Origin of the sequence: Butyrivibrio sp. WCD3002, from assembly GCF_000424265.1 — a bacterium.
GTDB lineage: Bacteria > Bacillota > Clostridia > Lachnospirales > Lachnospiraceae > Butyrivibrio.
In genome coordinates this window covers 47,941-67,473 of the sequence record NZ_AUJO01000004.1, presented here as the reverse complement: position 1 = coordinate 67,473, position 19,533 = coordinate 47,941, and the positions used below count along the sequence as shown (strand labels likewise).

Sequence of the window (19,533 nt, the reverse complement as noted above, 5' to 3'; positions counted from 1 at the left end):
GAAAAAGTTTTAGAGGGCAATATTTTGGATAAAACAGAATACAAAATCAGAGCTGAGGAGATTAAATCGCTAATAAAAGCACAGCGTTATGCTGATGCCGTTAAGATAGCCGACACAATTGACTGGAAGAGGGTTAAGAGTGTCGGTATGCTTTGTGCTATAAGTGATCTGTACAAAGTAAACAGAAGGCTGGAGGAGAGTAGAGATATTCTGCTTCTTGCATATGACAGGAGTCCTACACGAAGAGAGATAGTTTACTCCCTGTGTGAACTCGCTATTGCCATGGGCGAATTTGTCCAGGCTGTTGAATATTATAAAGAATTTGTAAGACTTGCGCCCAGAAATACTGCCAGGTACATATTGCAGTACAAGCTTTATGAAGCGCAGGAAGTCAGCCTAGAGGAACGTATAGCTGTTCTTGAGGAATATAAAAAGCACGATTACAACGAGAAGTGGGCCTACGAACTGGCATATCTTTACCACAGAGTCGGTCTTACAACTGAATGTATAGAAGAATGTGATGAGCTTTTCCTTTATATGAGAGAGGGCAGATATGTAATAAAGGCTCTCGAGCTTAAGGCACTTCATGAGCCCCTTTCGCCTGAACAGAAGGCAGTTTATGCACAGTATAAAGCTGCAACCGGTGGCACGATTAGTGCTCCTGAGATGCCTTCGCCTGCAATTGGCCGCGATGTTCAGGAAGGTTCTAAGACACCTACCAAGGAGCTTCCGCAGGTTCCGGAAGATTTTGAAGCAGGTGACCTTGCTAAAGCGGATACGGCTGAGATGAAAACAGATGAAGTAAACGAGGCCGTTTCTGAGAATTACCAGAATGTACAGGAGTATTCTCAGGAGAATGACATAAATGACAGTCCAACTCAGATAATTGGTAATACAGTTGAATATGTTGAGCAGCAGCCAAGCGATACATCTGATAGTGTTTATAATCAGGAAACTCAGTTATGGGGCGCCGAAGAGGTTCAGCAGATACAGGATACTGTAGAGGCAAGACCCGAATATGAGGTTCCTACCGTTAATGTAGGTGATTATAATACCGTGGATCTTCAAAAGGAGATCGCAGAGAATCTTAAAGAGGTATTGATAGACAGCCCTGAAGCTGCGCTTTTTGCTGATGCCAACGGGCCTAAGGTAGTACATGATGAGCCGGAAGCCGATGATGCAGGTGAGATGTATGATACTACAGACACCATTGACATCCAGTCTGCTCCATCCATGTCAGAGGTATTCTACGAGGATAAACAGCCTTATTCTGAGCCGACAGCGCAGACAGAGAGTACACCAATTATAAAGACGTCTCTTGCAGACGAGCTTAAAGATAAAGAGATAGTAGCTAACATTGCGGCAGCTACACTAAATGAGCATGCACTTTATAAGGGAGCGGTTTTCACTGATGAACCACTTCAGGATGAAGTTCCCGGTGCAGTAATAAAGCCTAATGTACGCTATCAGGTAAATAACCATTTTGATAAGATGCTCTCTCAGGAATATGATGGTCAGATCAGTATGGCTATCGATGAGCAGAAGCAGGTTGAACAGCAGATTACCGGTCAGATCAGTATCGGTGACTTTATGAGCGACTGGGAAAGCTACAAGAAGGATCAGCAAAAGCAGCAGCTCGACAATGTTAAAAAGCTGGTGGCATCCGAAACCGGTGAGCTCTTTAAGGATTTTGATGAGACGGCAGCAAAACCTCTCTTGGAAGAAGAGATGGAAGAAGCAGAAGAGCCTCAGATAAAAGAGGTCCTTATGCCCGAGCCCGAGGAACCCGAAAGCAGCCAGGATATTGTTCCCATGGAGGATTTGCAGAACACCCAGTCCATGGTACAGATAACAGGCGAAGATCTGGAATTTGCCAATACTATCTCCGAGCAGGAGGATGTGCCTGAAGAAACAGAGCCTGAGGAACTTCCGGAGGAGGAAGAATTCTATAACGAAGAAGAACTCATGGAAGATTATCCTGATGATGAGGATATTGACGAGGGTGAATATCCGGAAGAGGAAAGCTACGAGGATACTGTACAGGACAACGGACTTCATGAGCTTGTTTATACAGCGGAAGCAGATGTGGATGCAGCCGAGGTGGATCTTGGGGAAACCACTGAGATAGAAAGCGCTGAAGTAGAGAAAGCAGTAAGTGAGCTTGAGGAAGCAGAATCCGAAAGTCGGCAGGATCAGGAGGATGACACTTTAGCTGAAGCAAAAGAGACTGAAGACACAGAAGCTTCAGAAGAAGTAGAAGAAGAGAAAACTGCTGAGATCGATGAAGAACCCTCAAAAGAGGAAGAACCTGCACCTAAAGAAAGAGTTAAGGTGAAGGCAGGGGAAGATGATACTGACGAAAAGGAGGACAAAGCCCTCGAAACAAGAGTCAGAGTCATGACTCCCGAAGAAAAAGAGCTCTTTGGACCCTATATTCAGCATCGCAAGTCCAGAAAGCAGATTATTGAAGCCATCGATAATCTCAGTATGGCAGCATATACCAACAATGCCATTGTAACAGGTGAAGAGGGTGCAGGAACGGTAAGCCTTGCAAAGGGACTTATCAAAGCAGTACAGGCTACAGATTCAAACTTCTCAGGTAAGGTTGCAATGATCAGCGCTATAACGCTGAATAAGAAATCCGTAAGTACCATCTTTGAAAAGATTGTAAATGGTGCTCTTATCATCAGAAGGGCAGCAGATCTTAAGGAGGATACGGTAGCTACAATTCTCAAGCAGCTCCAGATAGAGAATAAAGGCTATATTGTTATCATAGAGGATACGAAGGATGATATAGACAGACTTCTTGATAAATATCCGGATCTTAAGAAGTGCTTTAATGTACGTGTTGATATTGAAGCCCTTGATGACGATTCTCTTGTTTCTTATGCTAAGCAGTATGCACTTGAAAAGGAGCATGTAATAGATAACCTGGGAATCCTTGCACTGCATCAGAAAATCAGTGAACGTCAGACCGTAGATCATGAGGTTACTGTTTCTGAGGTTAAGGAAATGGTAGATGATGCTATCTACTACGCAGATAAAGCTTCTGTTGGTCACGTTGTGGATGTTATCTTCAGAAAGCGTTTCGATGAGGATGACATGATCATTCTTAGAGAAAAAGATTTCCTTCATTAATTCAAAAAGGACAGCCATTAATGTGGTCTGTCCTTTTTTTGTGCTATAATGTAAAACAAATAAACTTATCAAGGGGAAATTATATATGGGTCAGACAGTTTTTATCTCCGAAGCGGATGAATATCTCTTCGGTCAGGGAACACATTACGATATTTATAAAAAGCTTGGTGCACATGTTTCTGAAGAGAACGGAGTCAAAGGAATGTTCTTTGCTGTTTGGGCTCCAAATGCAGCAGCTGTCCATGTTATCGGCTCTTTCAATGGATGGGATGAGGACATGTATCCTATGCAGCGCATGGGAAATATGGGTATCTACCAGTTATTTATTCCTGGAGTTGGAACAGGTGAGTTATATAAATATCTGATTTACACTCAGGATGGAAGGAAGCTGTACAAAGCTGATCCATATGCTAACTATGCCGAGCTTCGCCCGGGTAATGCTTCAAGAACAACAGATCTGTCCAAATTTAAGTGGAGCGACGAAAAATGGTTTGACTCCATAAAGGGCAAGGACATTAATAAAGAGCCTGTTGCAATTTATGAGTGCCATATCGGTTCATGGATGAAGCATCCTGACGGAACAGAAGACGGATTCTATAATTACAGGCAGTTCGCAGACAGAATCGTCGAATATCTCAAGGAGATGAAATATACACATATAGAGCTTATCGGAATCGCCGAGCATCCTTTTGACGGATCATGGGGATATCAGGTAACAGGCTACTATGCACCTACAGCGCGCTACGGCGAGCCTACGGATTTTATGTATCTTGTTAACCTTCTTCATAAAAACAACATCGGTGTCATTCTTGACTGGGTTCCCGCACATTTCTGTCCTGATGAATTCGGTCTTAGCTGCTTCGACGGAACCTGTATTTATGAAGATCCGGATCCGAGAAAGGGAGAGCATCCTGACTGGGGTACCAAGATTTTCAATCTTGGAAAGCATGAGGTTAAGAATTTCCTTATTGCAAATGCTCTTTTCTGGATAAAGGAGTTCCACATTGACGGACTCAGAGTAGATGCCGTAGCCTCCATGCTCTATCTTGACTATGGTAAGAGAGATGGTCAGTGGGTTCCCAATAAAGACGGCGGAAATAAAAACTACGAAGCTATCGAATTCTTCAAGCACCTTAACAGCGTAATAAGAGGAACCTATCCTCAGGTAATGATGATCGCAGAGGAATCAACAGCATGGCCTAAGATTACAGCACCTGTTGAAGAGGATGGTCTCAACTTTACATTTAAGTGGAATATGGGATGGATGCATGATTTCTGTGAATATATGAAGCTTGATCCGTATTTCAGAAAAGGTGCCCATCATATGATGACCTTTGCAATGAGCTATAACAATGCAGAGAACTATATCCTTCCTCTTTCACATGATGAGGTTGTACACCTTAAGTGCTCAATGCTTGAGAAGATGCCCGGATATAAGGTAGATAAGTATGCTAACCTTCGCGCCGGATATGCATATATGTTTGGACACAGCGGTAAAAAGCTTCTTTTCATGGGACAGGATTTTGGCCAGGAGCGTGAGTGGAGCGAAAAAAGAGAGCTTGACTGGTTCCTCCTTGCAGAGGATTTAAATCGCGGAATGAAGGATTTTGTAAGAGACCTTCTTGAGATTTACAGGAAATATCCTGCACTGTACGAGGTTGATAATGACTGGGGTGGATTTGAGTGGATCAATGCAGATGATTCGGACCACAGTGTTTTCAGTTTTTACAGAAGAGCCAGCAATGGAAGGGATAATGTTCTTTTCGTAATTAACTTTACTCCTATGGAGATTCAGAATTACAAGGTTGGTGTTCCATTCGAGGGCGTTTATAAACACATTTTGGACAGCGCTGATAAGAAATATGCAGGCTGCGGTAGTGGCGTTCCGGATAAGATCAAGGCAGAGCCCGGTCTTTGTGACTACAAGGATTACAGTATTACTTTGACACTTCCGCCCTATGGCGCAGAGCTTTTTGTTTTCCAGAATCCTGATGCCAAGCCTGAACCCAAAAAGGAAGTAAAGGTAGAGGATAGAAAGGAAGAAAAGCCTGTAAAGAAGGCTCCTGCTAAAAAAGCACCGGCAAAAAAGCCGGCAGCAAAGACTGCTACAAAAAAGAAGAAATAACGGTTCTTTAGAAATTAAATAATTATTCCGAAATAAAAGGTGATGGATTATGTCTGTCACCTTTTTTACTTTTTATGGACCTGCATTCGGAGGATATATGAACATAAGTATAAATGCATTGTCAGGAACGGAATCCGATTTTGATAAAAAAGCAGTCAGCATGGAAGCAGGCTTTCAGTTTAATAATCAGAAGGTAACTAAATCTCAGAGCGCAGCAGTTGTTGACTTAGGCAGCAGTCTGTTTAGTAATGATGCATACGGAGAAGGCACAAAGACACAAAATGACATAATGGCACAGGCGCAAAATACAGAAATGTCCATTCGCCATAATTACATGTCAGTAATGGCAAATACCTTATCTCCCGAAGACTACGCCAAGGCTGCGGAGGAGGGCTTTGATTTTTCACAGACCTCTTCAGATGAGACAGTAACAATACTTGATAAGATAAAGGCGGTTCTCGCACAGTCAGGAGAAGAGATTATCGGATATACTGATGACCTTTCTGCCGGCGAGCTCAAAAAAATCACCGGAAGTGAAGGACTTGCAAACCAGATAGTATCAACTTTTCATAAAAATGATATCCCTGTTACAAAAGAAAATGTTAAGGAAGTGACCGAGACCGTAAGGCAGATGTCTGAAATAGACTCTCTTTCCGAAGGCGCTGTTAAATTCATGGTTACAAACAACCTTACTGCGACCATGGATAATATCTACATGGCAGAGCATGCCACAAATGGACAAAATGCAAAAAGCCGCGGCCTTATAGCACTTGAAGCGGGGGGATATTATGCCCAGAAAGCAGATAAGATCGAATGGGACTCATTAAGAGATCAGGCAGCAAGAATAATTGAAGAAGCCGGACTTGAGACAACACCGGAAAACGAAAAGCTTGCAAAGTGGATGGTTGAACAGTCCATACCGCTTACAACGGACAATCTAAAAAAGGCAGATGAGCTGTCGAACATAAAGCTTCCGATGAGCGTGGAAGCTATAGTAGACAGTGCTGTAAAATCCATAGCCAACAAGAATACAGCGGCAGCAGGCACTGTTACAGGAGAAGAAAACCATCTTGAAAAGGCAGTCGCTATAAATAAAAAGACAAGGCTTATTACAGATGTCGATATAGAGGAAGCAGTAAAAAGAGGCGAAAAGATAAATCTCAAGACCCTGTTTGATGTCCATGAAGAAAAGGGTCAGCAAAGTCAAATAAGTGAGCCTGTAAAAAATCAGGATGTTAATTTCCTTACTGCAAGAAAGCAGCTTGAGGAAGTAAGACTTTCCATGTCTGTTACAGCGAATCTTCGCCTGATAGATAAGGGCTTTTCAATAGATACTGCACCCATGGAGGAGCTCATAACAAGCCTTAATAATGAAATAGAAGAAATAGGAAAAAGTATTTTTGGCAGCACTCCTGATATTACGGGAAAAGAATGTGCAGAGAAACTGAGACTTTTTGATACCACAGAAAATAAACTAAACGAATTCAGAACGTATCCTCTGGCTCTTGTAGGCAGAATAGATCCTGAGAAAAATGACAGCCTTGACGCAATTATTGAGTCCGGCTATAGGCTAAAGCTTAGATACGAAAAGGCCGGTGCAACCTATGAAGCAGTTGGAACACAGGTTAGAGCAGACCTTGGAGATAATATAAAGAAAGCCTTCAGGAATGTCGATGATATTTTAACTGATCTTAAGGAAGACTTAAATGATGAAAACAGGAGAGTTGTAAGAATACTTGGATATAACCGCATGGAGATATCTCCTGAAAACATCGAGAAGGTTCGAACTGTCGATGAAAAGCTTATAAATGCCATAGATAAGCTTAAACCTCAGGCAGTACTGAATATGATTAGAGAAGGAAAGAATCCTTTAAATATGACTTTGGATGAGCTTTCCAATAATCTCTCAGACGGAGATAAGGACAGATCGGGCAGAGAGGAAAAATATGCGAAGTTCCTTTATAAACTGGAGAAAAATGCCGAAATATCTCCTGAGGAGAAAGAAAGCTACATTGGTATTTACAGACTTTTCCATACATTGAAAAAGACTGACAATGCAGCAATAGGAACGGTTCTTGAAACCGGAGCTCCTATGACTCTTGAAAATCTTCTCAGTGCTACAAGGACACTGAAGGCAGAAAAAAGAGGTCTTGATTATAAGCTTGATGAAAACTTTTCCGGCATAGATGCAGGTGAAAGGATTACAAAGGCCATAGACAGCCAAATAGAAACAGCATTTTTATATTACAGTGAAAAGGCTGATATTGTTTATCAGAATCTTGATCCCGAGAAGCTGAATAAAGCTAAACCCAAGGAGGATACCCTCCTGGATAAGCTGGCAGATGAGCTTGCTATGACGCAGGAAGATTCGGCAGCCATAGAAACAGAAAAAGCTTATTATTCAGAGGAATCCCGCAGAATCAGAGCCATCGTAGATATGGCTGATGACACAGATGTTGCAGAAGAGCTTATAAGAAATGAAATTGAAGTGAACGTATCAAATCTTGAAGCACTTATTAACCTGAGAGCCGGAAGGAGAGGAAGGAACGGACTATTTAATCAGGCAGAAAGAATTTCCGATCTTTCATTTAAGGAAAAGGAAGCAGAAATTTTAGACGAGCTGGCAGGCGGTATTGAATTTAAGCAGTTCTATGAAGAGCAGCTTGAAGAGCTTTCGGAAAGTCTTGATGATATGCTGACACAGGAGTCAGGTACTGCATCTTTTATCGATGTTAAGGCTATTCAGCTTATGCAAAAGCAGATAACCGTGGCAGTAAAGATGGCAGATCGGGGAAGCTTTGAGATACCTGTCGAGGTGGATGGAAGAACAGTATCCATGCACGTAACCTTAAAGGACAGTGATAATGAGGGCTCTAAGATGGAAGCCAGCGTGGAAAGCGGCTTTTATGGAAGAATATCGATGGCAGTAACCATCGAGAATGGTGAGCTTAAGGGTGCATTTGCATCTTCTCTTACTCAATCTGAAGATGTCATAGAGTATATGACAGAGCTAAGGAGCAGGTTCGTTAAAGAGGCTGATTTACCGGATAGTGAATTAGATATAAAAGAAAGTAACATAAGTATTATGTATCACAGAAGCGAAGCAGGTAGCGTGGTACGAGGCGCGGAAAAAGGATTTTCCGATAACAGACAGTTGCTAAGGATGGCAGCGATATTTGTTCATGCACTTTAAGGCGTGACGCATGCAGTAGGAGGTCCATCACATGCAAGTTAACTACAACATTTCCGCAATGATCGCAAACAATGCACTTGTTTCGAACGATAACAAGCTGGCAGCTTCAATCGAAAGGCTATCCAGTGGTCTTAAGATTGCAAATGCAAAGGATAATCCTTCAGGTCTTGCAATTTCCAGAAGAATGAATGCACAGATAAAGGGCCTTACGGTTGCAGGTGGCAATTCGGGGGACGGAATATCAGTAATACAGACAGCAGACGGCACATTGTCGGAGGTACACGATATCCTCCAGAGAATGAATGAGCTGTCTATTCAGGCTGCAAACGGAACAAACAGTGAGAGCGATCTGGATATTATTCAGGATGAAATAAGTCAGCTTAAGGCGGAGATAACCAGAATATCTGAGGCTACCCAATTTAACGGACAAAGCCTTCTGGATGGTTCCTTTGATCTTAAGGGCTATGCAACCGTAAATAACAGAACTGATCCTGCAATTACAGTTAACAGCTACAGCGATTTTGTGGATGGTGGAAACTACTACTTTGAGGGAATAAATGCTGAATATGACGAAGCAACAGGCAAAGTAAGACTTTTTGAAGTAGAGGAAATTGACAATGTTAAGTATCCGCATTATGTGGATTCGTTAAATGTTGATGTATCCAGGGTTATCACTTCTCAGGGCGGAAGTGAGACCATCACATATATGGCTGATGCAACCGTCACAGTTGATGGAGATCTGCTTAAGGTAGCTACAAGAGACGGCAGAGAGATAGAGGTTAAGGTAAACAGAAAGCTTGTTGGCGAAAAAATCGATTTTGAGCTGACAGGAAAAGGTGCCATGACTATGCAGATTGGAGCAAATGAAGGTCAGACACTTGATATCAGAGTTCCAAAGATTACTCTTTCCAATCTTGGCTTGGAATATACTGATGTCAGCCGCACATATAAGGATGATCTCCTTGATTTTGTTGATTATGTAAATAATGTATCCAACAATATCCTTTCATTTACTGAGAAAAACGAGATTATAGACATGACCTACTATGATCTTGATTTGGAAAGGATTAATGAAAATAAGGAAGCCGGTGAAAATGAGGATTATTACTTCTTTAACATAGAGGATGCCAGAGCAATAATTGAAGCAAAAAAGGAGTATCGTGAGCAGACCTATATCTATGACACCGCCGAGGAGAAAAAGGTTCGAGAGATAAATAAGGCGGCCGATGAGCTTATTGCAACATACATGGCAGATCCGGGAGCCAGCACTACTCCCATGGATCCCACTATTGCAGCACAGATAGATGCAGCAAATCAGAACAGAAACACTCAGATTGCCGACACCATTGCGTATTATGATGTACTTAGAGCAGCTCCGCTTGCCTCTTATAATGAAAAACTTGATGAAATCAAGGCTTATGCAGACAAGCGCTATAAGATGGCGCCTCATACCGGTGCAGATCAGGCCATAGAAGATATAAAAAATGCCATTCAGAAGGTATCTGATATACGAAGCAGACTTGGTGCTTATCAGAACAGACTGGAGCATACAGTCAGCAATATCAACGTTACCAACGAAAATATGACTGCCGCTTATTCAAGACTTATGGATGTAGATATGGCAGAAGAGATGACAGTATACTCAACACAGCAGGTTCTTTCCCAGGCAGGAACAACCATGCTTGCACAGGCTAATGAGAGACCTTCACAGGTGCTTCAGCTCCTGCAGTAATAGTTACAGTGAATTTCGCACCAGTCAGGAGGGACTCTTATGACACGTGAAAAAATACAGACCTACACCAGACGCATTACGATGGCCAACAAAACTCAGATGATAACCATTTTATATGAGATGGTGCTTGATTATATCGATGATGCAAAAAAGGCTTACGAAGAAGATGACGAGAATATGTATACAGAATCCATGTATCGTGCAATGAGCTGTATAGATGAACTCATTCATTCTCTGAACATAAGCTATGAGCTTGGAAGAACACTGCTTGAGCTATATCTTTTTGAAAAGAGAACATTGATTTCATGCACCGTGAAAATGAATGAAGAAAGGCTTTCGCATGTGGTGAAGACCTTCGAGAGTTTAAGGGCGGCATACATAGAGCTTGAAAAAAAAGATGCTGAAAGTGCAGTAATGACAAATGTCCCTAAGGTATATGCAGGACTTACTTATGGCAGAGGAACCCTTAGTGAGAGTGTTTTGGGCAATGTCACATCAAGAGGATTTATGGCGTAATCTTTTTTCAGCTGTAAATTTCAAAAAACCTTAAGAAAAGATATTTGTACGATAAAAAATAATAAAAACAGCCGGACATAGGTTTGAATCTCAGATCATGTCCGGCTTTTTTATTGAAAAAAATCATCTTCATAAAAACTTAATATTTGTTTTATGTTAGAAAATTACCATTTTGACATCAGGCCGGCCAGCTGATATTATCGCTTTCGTTGTCAAACATCAGCAAAGTGAAAATGATCGGCTGGCACTCGCCAAGCACCTTCTACTATACCTAATCTAATCCCCCCTAAAAGCATTTCCCCAAAAGCATTCGCGAAGCCGTATTTTCACTTAAGCCTGGTGACAATTCTTAATTTCCTTATACCGATTCGTATAATTTTTCAAATAATGAAAGGATAAACAATGGAAATACCTGTTTTGTACTGTTTGTTGTCAGGATCAGCATTTACTGACATTTACAGACACAAGATTTTAAACTATTGGCTTCTTTTTGGAGCAGTGGTAGGAACCCTTTTGTCATTCTTTGGGCAATCCCAGGATCCTTTTTACATGAAGCTTTTAAGAGCGATTATCACGCTTATATGCCTTCTGCCGGTCTATATAATCGGAGGCCTTGGAGGCGGTGATTTAAAGCTTTTAGCTGTTACGGCCATGTTTCTTGGCTACGAAGAGATAATAGCGGTAATAATATGCTCTTTTGTAATTGCGGCATTTTTGGGAATACTGAAGGCTATAAAGTATAGAAGCATCAACCAGACAATCCATTTTGCGCTGCCGGTGCTTATAAGTGTCCTGCTTATCACAAAAACGAGCCTTTTACTAAGCTTTTAATAGGAGACTACGATGAAAAACACACTGGTTATCTGCGATCCTGATAGCAGGTATTGCAAGAAAATGGATAGCTTCCTCAGAGAAGCACTGAGTATACCTTTTGAAATAGTAAGCTTTACCGAGAATACCAAGCTTAAGGAATTTGCCCATAAGAAAAATGCGCTTCTTGTTATTTCTGAAAAACTATTTAATAACAATGTTATTGAAGGTTTTAAAAATATTCTGATTCTTGATGAGAGGCAGGGTGTGCTATCAGAAAGCGAGGCAGCATTCGGAGATGAAAGTAATTTAAACATTCGACATACCGGGAAGTATCAAAGCAGTGAGAGGGTAGCAGACAGCATACTTTCCATGTGCCTTGAGATGCCGGAGTTATTGCCGGGTAGATTGTCGTTAACAGCAACTACTCAGATAAAGCTTATAGCATTTTATACACCCGTCAGAGGAATAGATCAGTCAAGAGCAGCATTTGATCTGGCTGTTAGTCTCTCAGAGCACGGAAATGTACTCTATATCTGTAATGATTCTCTAAGTAGTATTTCAGAAATCAGAACAGAGGAGCCCTGCGAGAATATATGCGATCTTATGTATTACGCGGAATGCGATGAAGAGAGATTTTCAATATATCTTGAGAGAATAAGAAAAAAATATAAGAAGCTGTGTTATCTGCCTTCTGATCATTCTTCAGTCAGAGATTTATGCGCAAATGAATACCATAAGCTTATTAGCCTTCTTCAGAAGGCAGGAGGATTTGATTATATAATCCTTGACTTTGCAGAGAGCTTTTCAGGACTTACTGATGTGCTGAAAATATGTGACAAGATTGTCATTCTAAGCGCAAAGGATGCTGCAGCAAAGGAGCGGATAAAGAATTTCAATAAGGAATTATCTGAGCTTGAAGGGATGAACGAGGGCAGAATAATCTATGAGGATGCTTCAGAGAGTAAGGGTAATCTTTACAGGCATATCAGAGAAAGCCGCATAGGAGTGCAGACTGATGGAACATGAAGAATTAAAAAAGAGCATACAGGAAAGTATTCTCTCGGAGATGGATTTTTCCAGAGATGTGGATGATGAGGAAATGCTTGATCGAATAGACAGGAATATCCTCAAGGCCTGCAGATCAAAAGGAATATCTATGGAGGAAAAGCTAAGGCTTCGAAAGGAACTTTTTTATTCCATAAGAAAGCTGGATGTTCTCCAGATCCTGGTGGATGATCCTTCTGTCACGGAAATAATGGTGAACGGAACAGACAACATCTTTGTGGAGAAGGACGGAAGATTATTCAGATATGACCTGCGGTTTGAGTCAAAAGAAAAGCTTGAGGACGTGATCCAGCAGATTGTCAGTAAATGCAACAGGGTTGTCAACGAGGCAAGCCCCTTGGCGGATGCCAGGCTGGAGAACGGATCACGAGTGAACATAGTTCTCAGCCCCATCGCATTAAACGGACCGATATTGACTATAAGAAGGTTCCCGGACAATCCGATAACGATGGACAGGCTTATAGAGATAGGCTCAATCCCCGCAGAACTTGCCGGCTTTCTGAGTACTCTTGTGGCAGCAGGTTATAATATTTTTATCTCAGGTGGTACCGGATCCGGTAAGACCACATTCCTAAATGCTTTATCAGACAGTATACCCAGTGATGACAGAGTTATCACAATTGAGGACAATGCAGAATTACAGATTTTACATGTCCCTAATCTGGTGCGCCTTGAAACAAGAAACGCCAATGTAGATGGCTGTAAAGAAATCACAATTAGGGACCTGATAAAGTCATCGCTTCGTATGAGACCAACCCGAATAGTTGTAGGTGAAGTCCGCGGCGAGGAATGTGTAGATATGCTGCAGGCTATGAATACCGGCCATGTTTTGTACACATCTTGACTGAATTAGAATTAGAATTAGATTCAATAGGATTATAACATGTTTTTGCACTGTCGAACATTATTAAATGCCCCGTTTTAAAACAAATTTCAACTGTACCATCGGAAGGAATCTCGATTCTATCTACGTAATTTAGAATACGGCTCCGGTCTATAACTGTAAACTCACATAATTCGTTGAGAGCTTCTCTGATGGCAATCAGTTTTTCTTCGACATATGATTCATCTAAGACACTATTCTCACTGGCTTCAATCATTCTGTCAAGGTCGTCTATTTCGCAAGTGATGGCATTCAGCTTATCCTTGATGGAAGCTTTTGCCTGCACAGAAAGTCCACCTTCTGATAGAAAATCCATCAAGTTATTAAATTTCTTTTCGTAAGTACTTTTCTTTTTCTTCAGATTTTGAACCTCTGAAACATTATTCTGAGATTCTTTTACTACTTTAGCTATTTCGCTTTCAAAAATAGAGATTATTGATTCCTTATTTTTGTAAGTATGCTTAAGTGCCTGTCGGGTTATATCTTCAATAACTTCTTCATCTATCCTATTATTCTTGTTTGTACAATTTGAGTGACTTCTTATGCGGTAGATTGGTATCGTCTTGTGTACGTCGGCATAGTCAAAATGGTATGCCTTACCACATTCAGGACAGAATATCTTGTTACTGAACTTATATTTTCCGCGAAATCTGGCTTGGGTCGCTTCCTTAGAAGTTGGAATATTATTAATTGATATCCTGGCCTGCCGGATACGTTGGGCTAATTCAAACAGTTGCTCGTCTATTATCTGAAGATCAGGACGTTCGACGAGAACCCAGTCGATCTTATCATTTTTGAATTTTTTGGCGCCTCTCCCAGGACGGAATTTGCTGCCCCATTTGTTAATGTAGAACTTACCGATGTATCTCTCATCGGTGATGTAATTTATAACAGTACGCTCACATACAGAAATCCCCTTAGCTTTAAGTGCTCTACGTAAAGATGCAGGTGTCTCATTCTGATAGACGTAATGCTTGAAAAGCCACTTAATAATCTCGGCTTCTTCCTCCTTTATAAAGACGTCTTTTGCATCCTTATTCCAACCGTAACCAAATGTGATATTCCTTGCAGCTAGTTCTTTACTGTTATATCGAACATCATTATATCGGTGAAGACTTGCGCTGAGACTGCGTGAATAATGTTCATTCATTACTGATTGGACACTGTGCATCATATCACAGTTCATGTCTTCAAAGTCATTGAGGTGGTTATCTTCCAATGTAAAAACAGTAGTTTCATGTTCTATGAGAAGATCACGCAAAGAAAGAGCATTTGACTGATTCCTGTTAAGTCTTGATAATGCTTTTGTGATGATTATGTCGACATCCCCTTTTGCAATGCGCTGTCTCATGAGCTTATATTGAGGCCGATTGTTGGCAAGGACTGCAGTGATGCCATCATCAACATATGTCTCTAAAAGCCTGATATTAGGGTGTTTGGATAAAAATGCTTCAGCCAGAGCAACCTGATGACCACAGGATTCTTTCTGAGAATCATTTTCGGTCGAGACTCTTGCGTAGATCACGGCATTCAGAGGATCTTCACAATTATTTATTTTCCTATGTATTTCACTTGCGTAACTCATACTTGGTTCCTTTCAAATTTAATAAACCCTTCTCTCAGTGAGAATATATCTTTTTCCAGAAGCCCTCTTTTCTCACAGAAATTGTGTGTCCGCCAATGGATAGAAGAGATGCTATCAACCAAGATGATATGATAGCTGTCCTTCATTTCCAACAGATGGGATAGTCCTGGCTGAATTCCAGCGTGCCCTTTTCGCTCTTCTTCAGAAATCTGAGTCAGTAGATTCCAGTTGGTCTCATTTTTCACAAAGTGTCGTAGGATATCATTCTTTAGCTTAAGATCATTGGGATCAGAATGCTTCGTCCAATGACAACAATATGATATGACATTCAGATTCTCTGAAAAAGGTGCATTACTTGAGAACGATAAAGGAAGATCATCTTTTGTGTAAACATGAATATCATCTTCATCAAACATGCGTAGCATTTCTTTCACTTTCAAAATGTATTTGTTGTAGTGAAAGTAATCTCGTGCAAAGACAGCAGAATACTGATTTCGCTTTTGAATCAGTTCGTCCAATACTTCGTGTTCTTCTCTTGATGTACGAACGTCACAGAATACATCGACATCATCGTATCCTTTAGAAGCTGCATATTCTTTAATACGGGCGATCTCATTATCACATATACTTTTAAGTCGAAGTCCATCGGTGAAATGATAGATCGCTGCACGCTTAGACGTCATAAGAACCTCCATGAAGCATATGATCAGCTATATTGTTAACGTTTTGTTCTTTCATGTCTTTTTGGATTTTATAAGAAACCCTGTCATAAATTGAATCATCTATTACACCCGTTTGGAGCAGATCATTCAAAAGCAGGATCTCTAACGACATGGTTATATTGTTAGTCTCCATGTTTGTACCTCTTACCAGCTAAACTGGTATTTATGTAGAGAATGTACTCTAGTCCATTTATTTAGCGCTTTTCATATCTTAATAGACTGAGAACATAATTTTCGTGTAACATCTAGATGGAATCCATCTAAGAGATCTACTATAGTCAAATCATTAAGTAGTGTATTGCAAGGCGCAGAGCCTTAACAAGGGGGAGATCATATTTTTTTTGACTATACTTATAAGCTAGTGGTTAAGCGTGTTTCAAACACTGTAATTTTAGATTTCTTTTTTATTGTATCATTCCTACCTGCTTACAGTAGATCAGAAAGGAATTATGTATGACGAAAGCGGAAATAGGTTTGACGCATGATATTATGCACAAGAGGCAGGGAAATCTTTTAGAGATCCCTGCCTCAAAAAGCCTACAATATGCCGTTGCTTTCGTAAACCGGATTTATATTTTAATCATGTAACTTATTTGAAGTAATATGTCTTTTCTGCAAGAACATATTTTCCGGCATAGTCAATAAGTATCTGATCCTTATAAGGGAGCTGTTCTAAATCTCTGGGAGCAATAACATCTTCCTCGCCTTCACAAGCAGTGATGCCATGATTACTGGTATCATTACTATTTGTGCTACTAGTTCTACTGAAGTTAAGAACACGCTTTTTGCCGATTTTTTCTGTTACCCATCGGCGGGTTTCAACATCACTTACAGACAGGAATCCATGTATTTTGATACAATCCATCAGAGCTTTTCGATCATTGGTTCCATAATGCTGATCTATCATAGCTAAAGACTGACAACTTAGGAGAATGGATACATTGTAGGAACGTAGAAGAGCTGCAGCCTGCAGGAGTATAGGAATGACAGGTAATTGCCCAAATTCGTCAAGAATGAAGGCTATTGGTGGATTGGCATGCTCTTTGCGATTCATGGTTGCTCGTATTAGGCATTCGAACAACATGGAGGCAACCGGTCCATGTTCTTCTCGAAGTTTTTTCGGATCTATCTGAATGTAGATATCTGTACAGTGTTCGAGATCAGAAGGAGTAATCATTTCACCATCGTTTCCAAGTAGATACGAAAGAGTACGAGTTGTATAAATACGTAAAGGCTCTACGAGCTTGCTGTAACCAGAACCGGCATTTTTTTCATTCTCATCTTTCAGACTGTTAATGTAGATAAGAGAAGGCTCATAATTGTCAGATTCAATAATGGCTCCCCACTTTTTATAACTGCCTAATGCTATTTTTTTGCATATGTCAGGAAAGCTGATGTCAGGATCCTTATGAAGACAATAGAGAAAAATCGCAATAAAGCATGTTCTGGCTGTATTCACGAAATATTCATTTTCACTTCCAGAAGAACCATACGGGATAAGAATACTAGAAAGGCCATTTAGGAACTCTGCGCGTTCATCATCATCCATTGACCTTGCATTAATAAGAGGATCAAATTTATAAGATTCTTCTGGATGTATGGTAGAAAATCTTTTTATTTTGCGAAAGCCTTTGTTGGCGTCATAAATTTCTCCTTTAAGATCAAGTAAGCATGTGCTGCCCAGTTGCTTGCCATGTTTCATGCCCCAGGTACGACTCGATGGAATTATTACCCCGGCGGATTTTCCTGTAGAGGGGGCGCCCCATATAGCTGATACGATGCCATTTCTATCTTTGAAGGGATCAAATGTAAGTAGATACTTATCATCTATTTTTCCATATACAAAACCTGAAGACTTTCGCCATGGAATCTGAGGCAGATCTGTTTTTTTTATTCTTCCTTCTAGATTTTTTTTAAAGTAAGAAATAAGGTGAAAATATGGTTTACTACTACGCATATCTTGAATATATTCCATAAATGTTCTTCCAGTAGATTGCATATAGTATTTAGCTTTCAGAGTTAGAAAAAATGGAATCAGCCATGAGAAAAGAATCAGGAGCTGCGTCAGGTACCGGATTGCCTTTCGAATCGTGCTTATAATGGGAATGAATGTGACCATCATGTCGGCGGTTCCCATCTGTTTTGTTAGCAGAATATATGGAACGTATCTGATTTGAAACAAAACAGCACCATATAACACAAAAAATAAAATGTGATAATACAGAATAATATCTGTAAAAATGGAAAATCTCTTTTCTGTTACCATGTATATTCTTCCTCCTGTTTTTGGCTCCAAGAATTATCATTTCCCCATGAGCCTGAACTTCCCCATCCATTATTAGTGTGATCAACACTTTGTTCCTTAATGCGTAGAGCTTTTTCAAGATCAAGAATGGCTGTATTCTTTTCTTGCAACTCTGATGTCAGACGATTGTTTTCTGCTGTCAGAGTATGATTCCTCTCGTTAGAAATGGCAATATTACTATTGAGAGCACTGATAACAGATTTTGCTTGGCTTAGCTGTTCCTCTAAGATTCCAATTCTAGATAGTTCTTGAGACTGAATCTCGATTTTGTGATAAGCTTTTTTTAATGACTGCACCAGCTTCTTATCATGTATTTTTACTTGCTGATTTTCGCGAAGTATATCAGCAAGTTGATCCACAGTAAGAGATTTCTTTATGACAATACCGGTTTTATTCGTTATCTCTTTCAGCTGTTTAACAGAAAGCTTTATTATCTTTCCGGATTCAGAATTGGGGTTATAAACAGTACCGTCTATTCCTCTTTTTTTGAGGAACGCCTGAAGTGAAGGTCCCATGGATTTAAGGACGGCTCTTTTTGTAAGTTGGTCTGCACAGAGACGATACTTATATTCAGGATGTTTTGAACCAGCCGGGATGATTGGGATTACTGAAAGATGTAGATGGTTTTTGCTCACTAAGAGTTTTTTTGTTTCTCCAGTTATGGTATCAACTTCATTTACATACTTTCTTTCATCAACGTGGCATGTGGCTCCGTATACTGCGTCTGAACATCCGCCTAAATACTCTGAAACATACCAGTCCATGCAAGCCCTAAAAAATATCGCCTCTTGTTCGGGTGGAGTATCTACAGGTTTATGAAAAATTAGCTCCATGGAACGAACTAGACCTTTGCGGTTATATTTGAAGCAGCTTGCTTCGAAATCTTTTCTGTATTGATTTATTTCTTCGACAGTTTTCCCTCTATCAACAAGGTTGTAATTCTTATGGGATAACGAGGAATCAATGTCCTCATTGCCGTATGATTCAAGAGCGCGAATATCATGCTTGATGTGTGCAACAATTTCGCTATCTGTTTTATATTTTAAGAATTCCAAAAAATGTCTCCTTCCTGTAATGTTATTAAGGACAAAATTCCAATCAGTATCTGCGGTTTTTTCATCACTGATAAAGGTCGATTTATCCTTGCTACCTAGCTCGGATAAATGCTCCCAATATCGTGATGAAAAAGATTGTCAAAAGCGTCTTTGCATTTTTCAGTGCTCATGCAAAGACGCTTTTGACAGCATATCCGCAGATGCTGATTTCTACTTTGCCCTTACAAATAAGGGGAACAAGTTCCCCCGCTACGTGTTCTCCGAACCCTTCACGCCCTACGGGTTATTTGTTCTTACCGGGGGACCCTTTGCAGGTTCCCCCAAGCGAAGCACTAACCCCCTTCCGCCAGTTGCTACATAGCTTCATGTAACAACTCATTTGGCAATATTTTTAGTACGTA

13 protein-coding genes are annotated in these 19,533 nt (G+C 40.5%); 8 read left to right on the top strand and 5 right to left on the bottom strand.

Annotation, left to right across the window (positions count from 1 at the left end):
- Positions 1 to 24 precede the first annotated feature (24 nt).
- The 8 genes from G608_RS0106930 (at position 25) to G608_RS20260 (ending at position 13,426) form a co-directional block, all read left to right on the top strand.
- Positions 25 to 3,138 carry a tetratricopeptide repeat protein gene (locus tag G608_RS0106930; RefSeq protein ID WP_026495420.1) on the top strand — a complete coding sequence of 1,038 codons (3,114 nt, stop codon included), beginning with the start codon at positions 25 to 27 and terminating at the stop codon, positions 3,136 to 3,138.
- A gap of 85 nt (positions 3,139 to 3,223) precedes the next feature.
- A complete protein-coding gene (glgB, locus tag G608_RS20275) occupies positions 3,224 to 5,263 on the top strand; it encodes a 1,4-alpha-glucan branching protein GlgB (RefSeq protein ID WP_081677337.1) in 2,040 nt (679 codons plus the stop codon).
- Positions 5,264 to 5,360: 97 nt separating this feature from the next.
- A complete protein-coding gene (locus tag G608_RS0106920) occupies positions 5,361 to 8,456 on the top strand; it encodes a DUF6240 domain-containing protein (protein ID WP_155833239.1) in 3,096 nt (1,031 codons plus the stop codon).
- 31 nt (positions 8,457 to 8,487) lie between these two features.
- Positions 8,488 to 10,188, top strand: a complete 1,701-nt coding sequence (locus G608_RS22330) for a flagellin N-terminal helical domain-containing protein (RefSeq protein ID WP_051208970.1) — start codon at positions 8,488 to 8,490, stop codon at positions 10,186 to 10,188.
- Positions 10,189 to 10,227: 39 nt separating this feature from the next.
- On the top strand, positions 10,228 to 10,704 hold the full coding sequence (locus G608_RS0106910) for a flagellar export chaperone FliS (RefSeq protein ID WP_026495418.1): 477 nt from the start codon (positions 10,228 to 10,230) through the stop codon (positions 10,702 to 10,704).
- A 402-nt stretch (positions 10,705 to 11,106) separates the two neighbouring features.
- On the top strand, positions 11,107 to 11,535 hold the full coding sequence (locus tag G608_RS0106905; RefSeq protein WP_026495417.1) for a prepilin peptidase: 429 nt from the start codon (positions 11,107 to 11,109) through the stop codon (positions 11,533 to 11,535).
- A 12-nt stretch (positions 11,536 to 11,547) separates the two neighbouring features.
- Positions 11,548 to 12,543 (top strand): hypothetical protein, encoded by a 996-nt coding sequence (locus G608_RS0106900; RefSeq protein WP_026495416.1) that lies wholly within the window; start codon positions 11,548 to 11,550, stop codon positions 12,541 to 12,543.
- Positions 12,533 to 13,426: a CpaF family protein gene (locus tag G608_RS20260; protein ID WP_051208968.1), complete on the top strand. Its 894-nt coding sequence runs from the start codon at positions 12,533 to 12,535 to the stop codon at positions 13,424 to 13,426. The genes G608_RS0106900 and G608_RS20260 overlap by 11 nt, the downstream gene beginning before the upstream one ends.
- Here the strand turns inward: G608_RS20260 and G608_RS0106890 are convergent.
- The 5 genes from G608_RS0106890 to G608_RS0106870 all read right to left on the bottom strand — a co-directional run bounded on the left by G608_RS0106890 (position 13,392) and on the right by G608_RS0106870 (position 19,132).
- Positions 13,392 to 15,050, bottom strand: a complete 1,659-nt coding sequence (locus G608_RS0106890) for a recombinase family protein (protein ID WP_026495415.1) — start codon at positions 15,048 to 15,050, stop codon at positions 13,392 to 13,394. The genes G608_RS20260 and G608_RS0106890 overlap by 35 nt on opposite strands.
- Positions 15,047 to 15,733 (bottom strand): recombinase family protein, encoded by a 687-nt coding sequence (locus G608_RS0106885; protein ID WP_026495414.1) that lies wholly within the window; start codon positions 15,731 to 15,733, stop codon positions 15,047 to 15,049. Before G608_RS0106885 ends, G608_RS0106890 begins: the two co-directional genes overlap by 4 nt.
- Entirely contained in the window at positions 15,723 to 15,905 is a 183-nt protein-coding gene (locus G608_RS0106880; RefSeq protein WP_026495413.1) for a hypothetical protein, read from the bottom strand. Before G608_RS0106880 ends, G608_RS0106885 begins: the two co-directional genes overlap by 11 nt.
- A 456-nt stretch (positions 15,906 to 16,361) precedes the next feature.
- Positions 16,362 to 18,038, bottom strand: coding sequence for a type IV secretory system conjugative DNA transfer family protein (locus G608_RS0106875; protein ID WP_026495412.1), 1,677 nt, complete (start codon positions 18,036 to 18,038; stop codon positions 16,362 to 16,364).
- Positions 18,032 to 19,132: a plasmid recombination protein gene (locus G608_RS0106870; protein ID WP_026495411.1), complete on the bottom strand. Its 1,101-nt coding sequence runs from the start codon at positions 19,130 to 19,132 to the stop codon at positions 18,032 to 18,034. The genes G608_RS0106875 and G608_RS0106870 overlap by 7 nt, the downstream gene beginning before the upstream one ends.
- Positions 19,133 to 19,533: the final 401 nt, after the last annotated feature.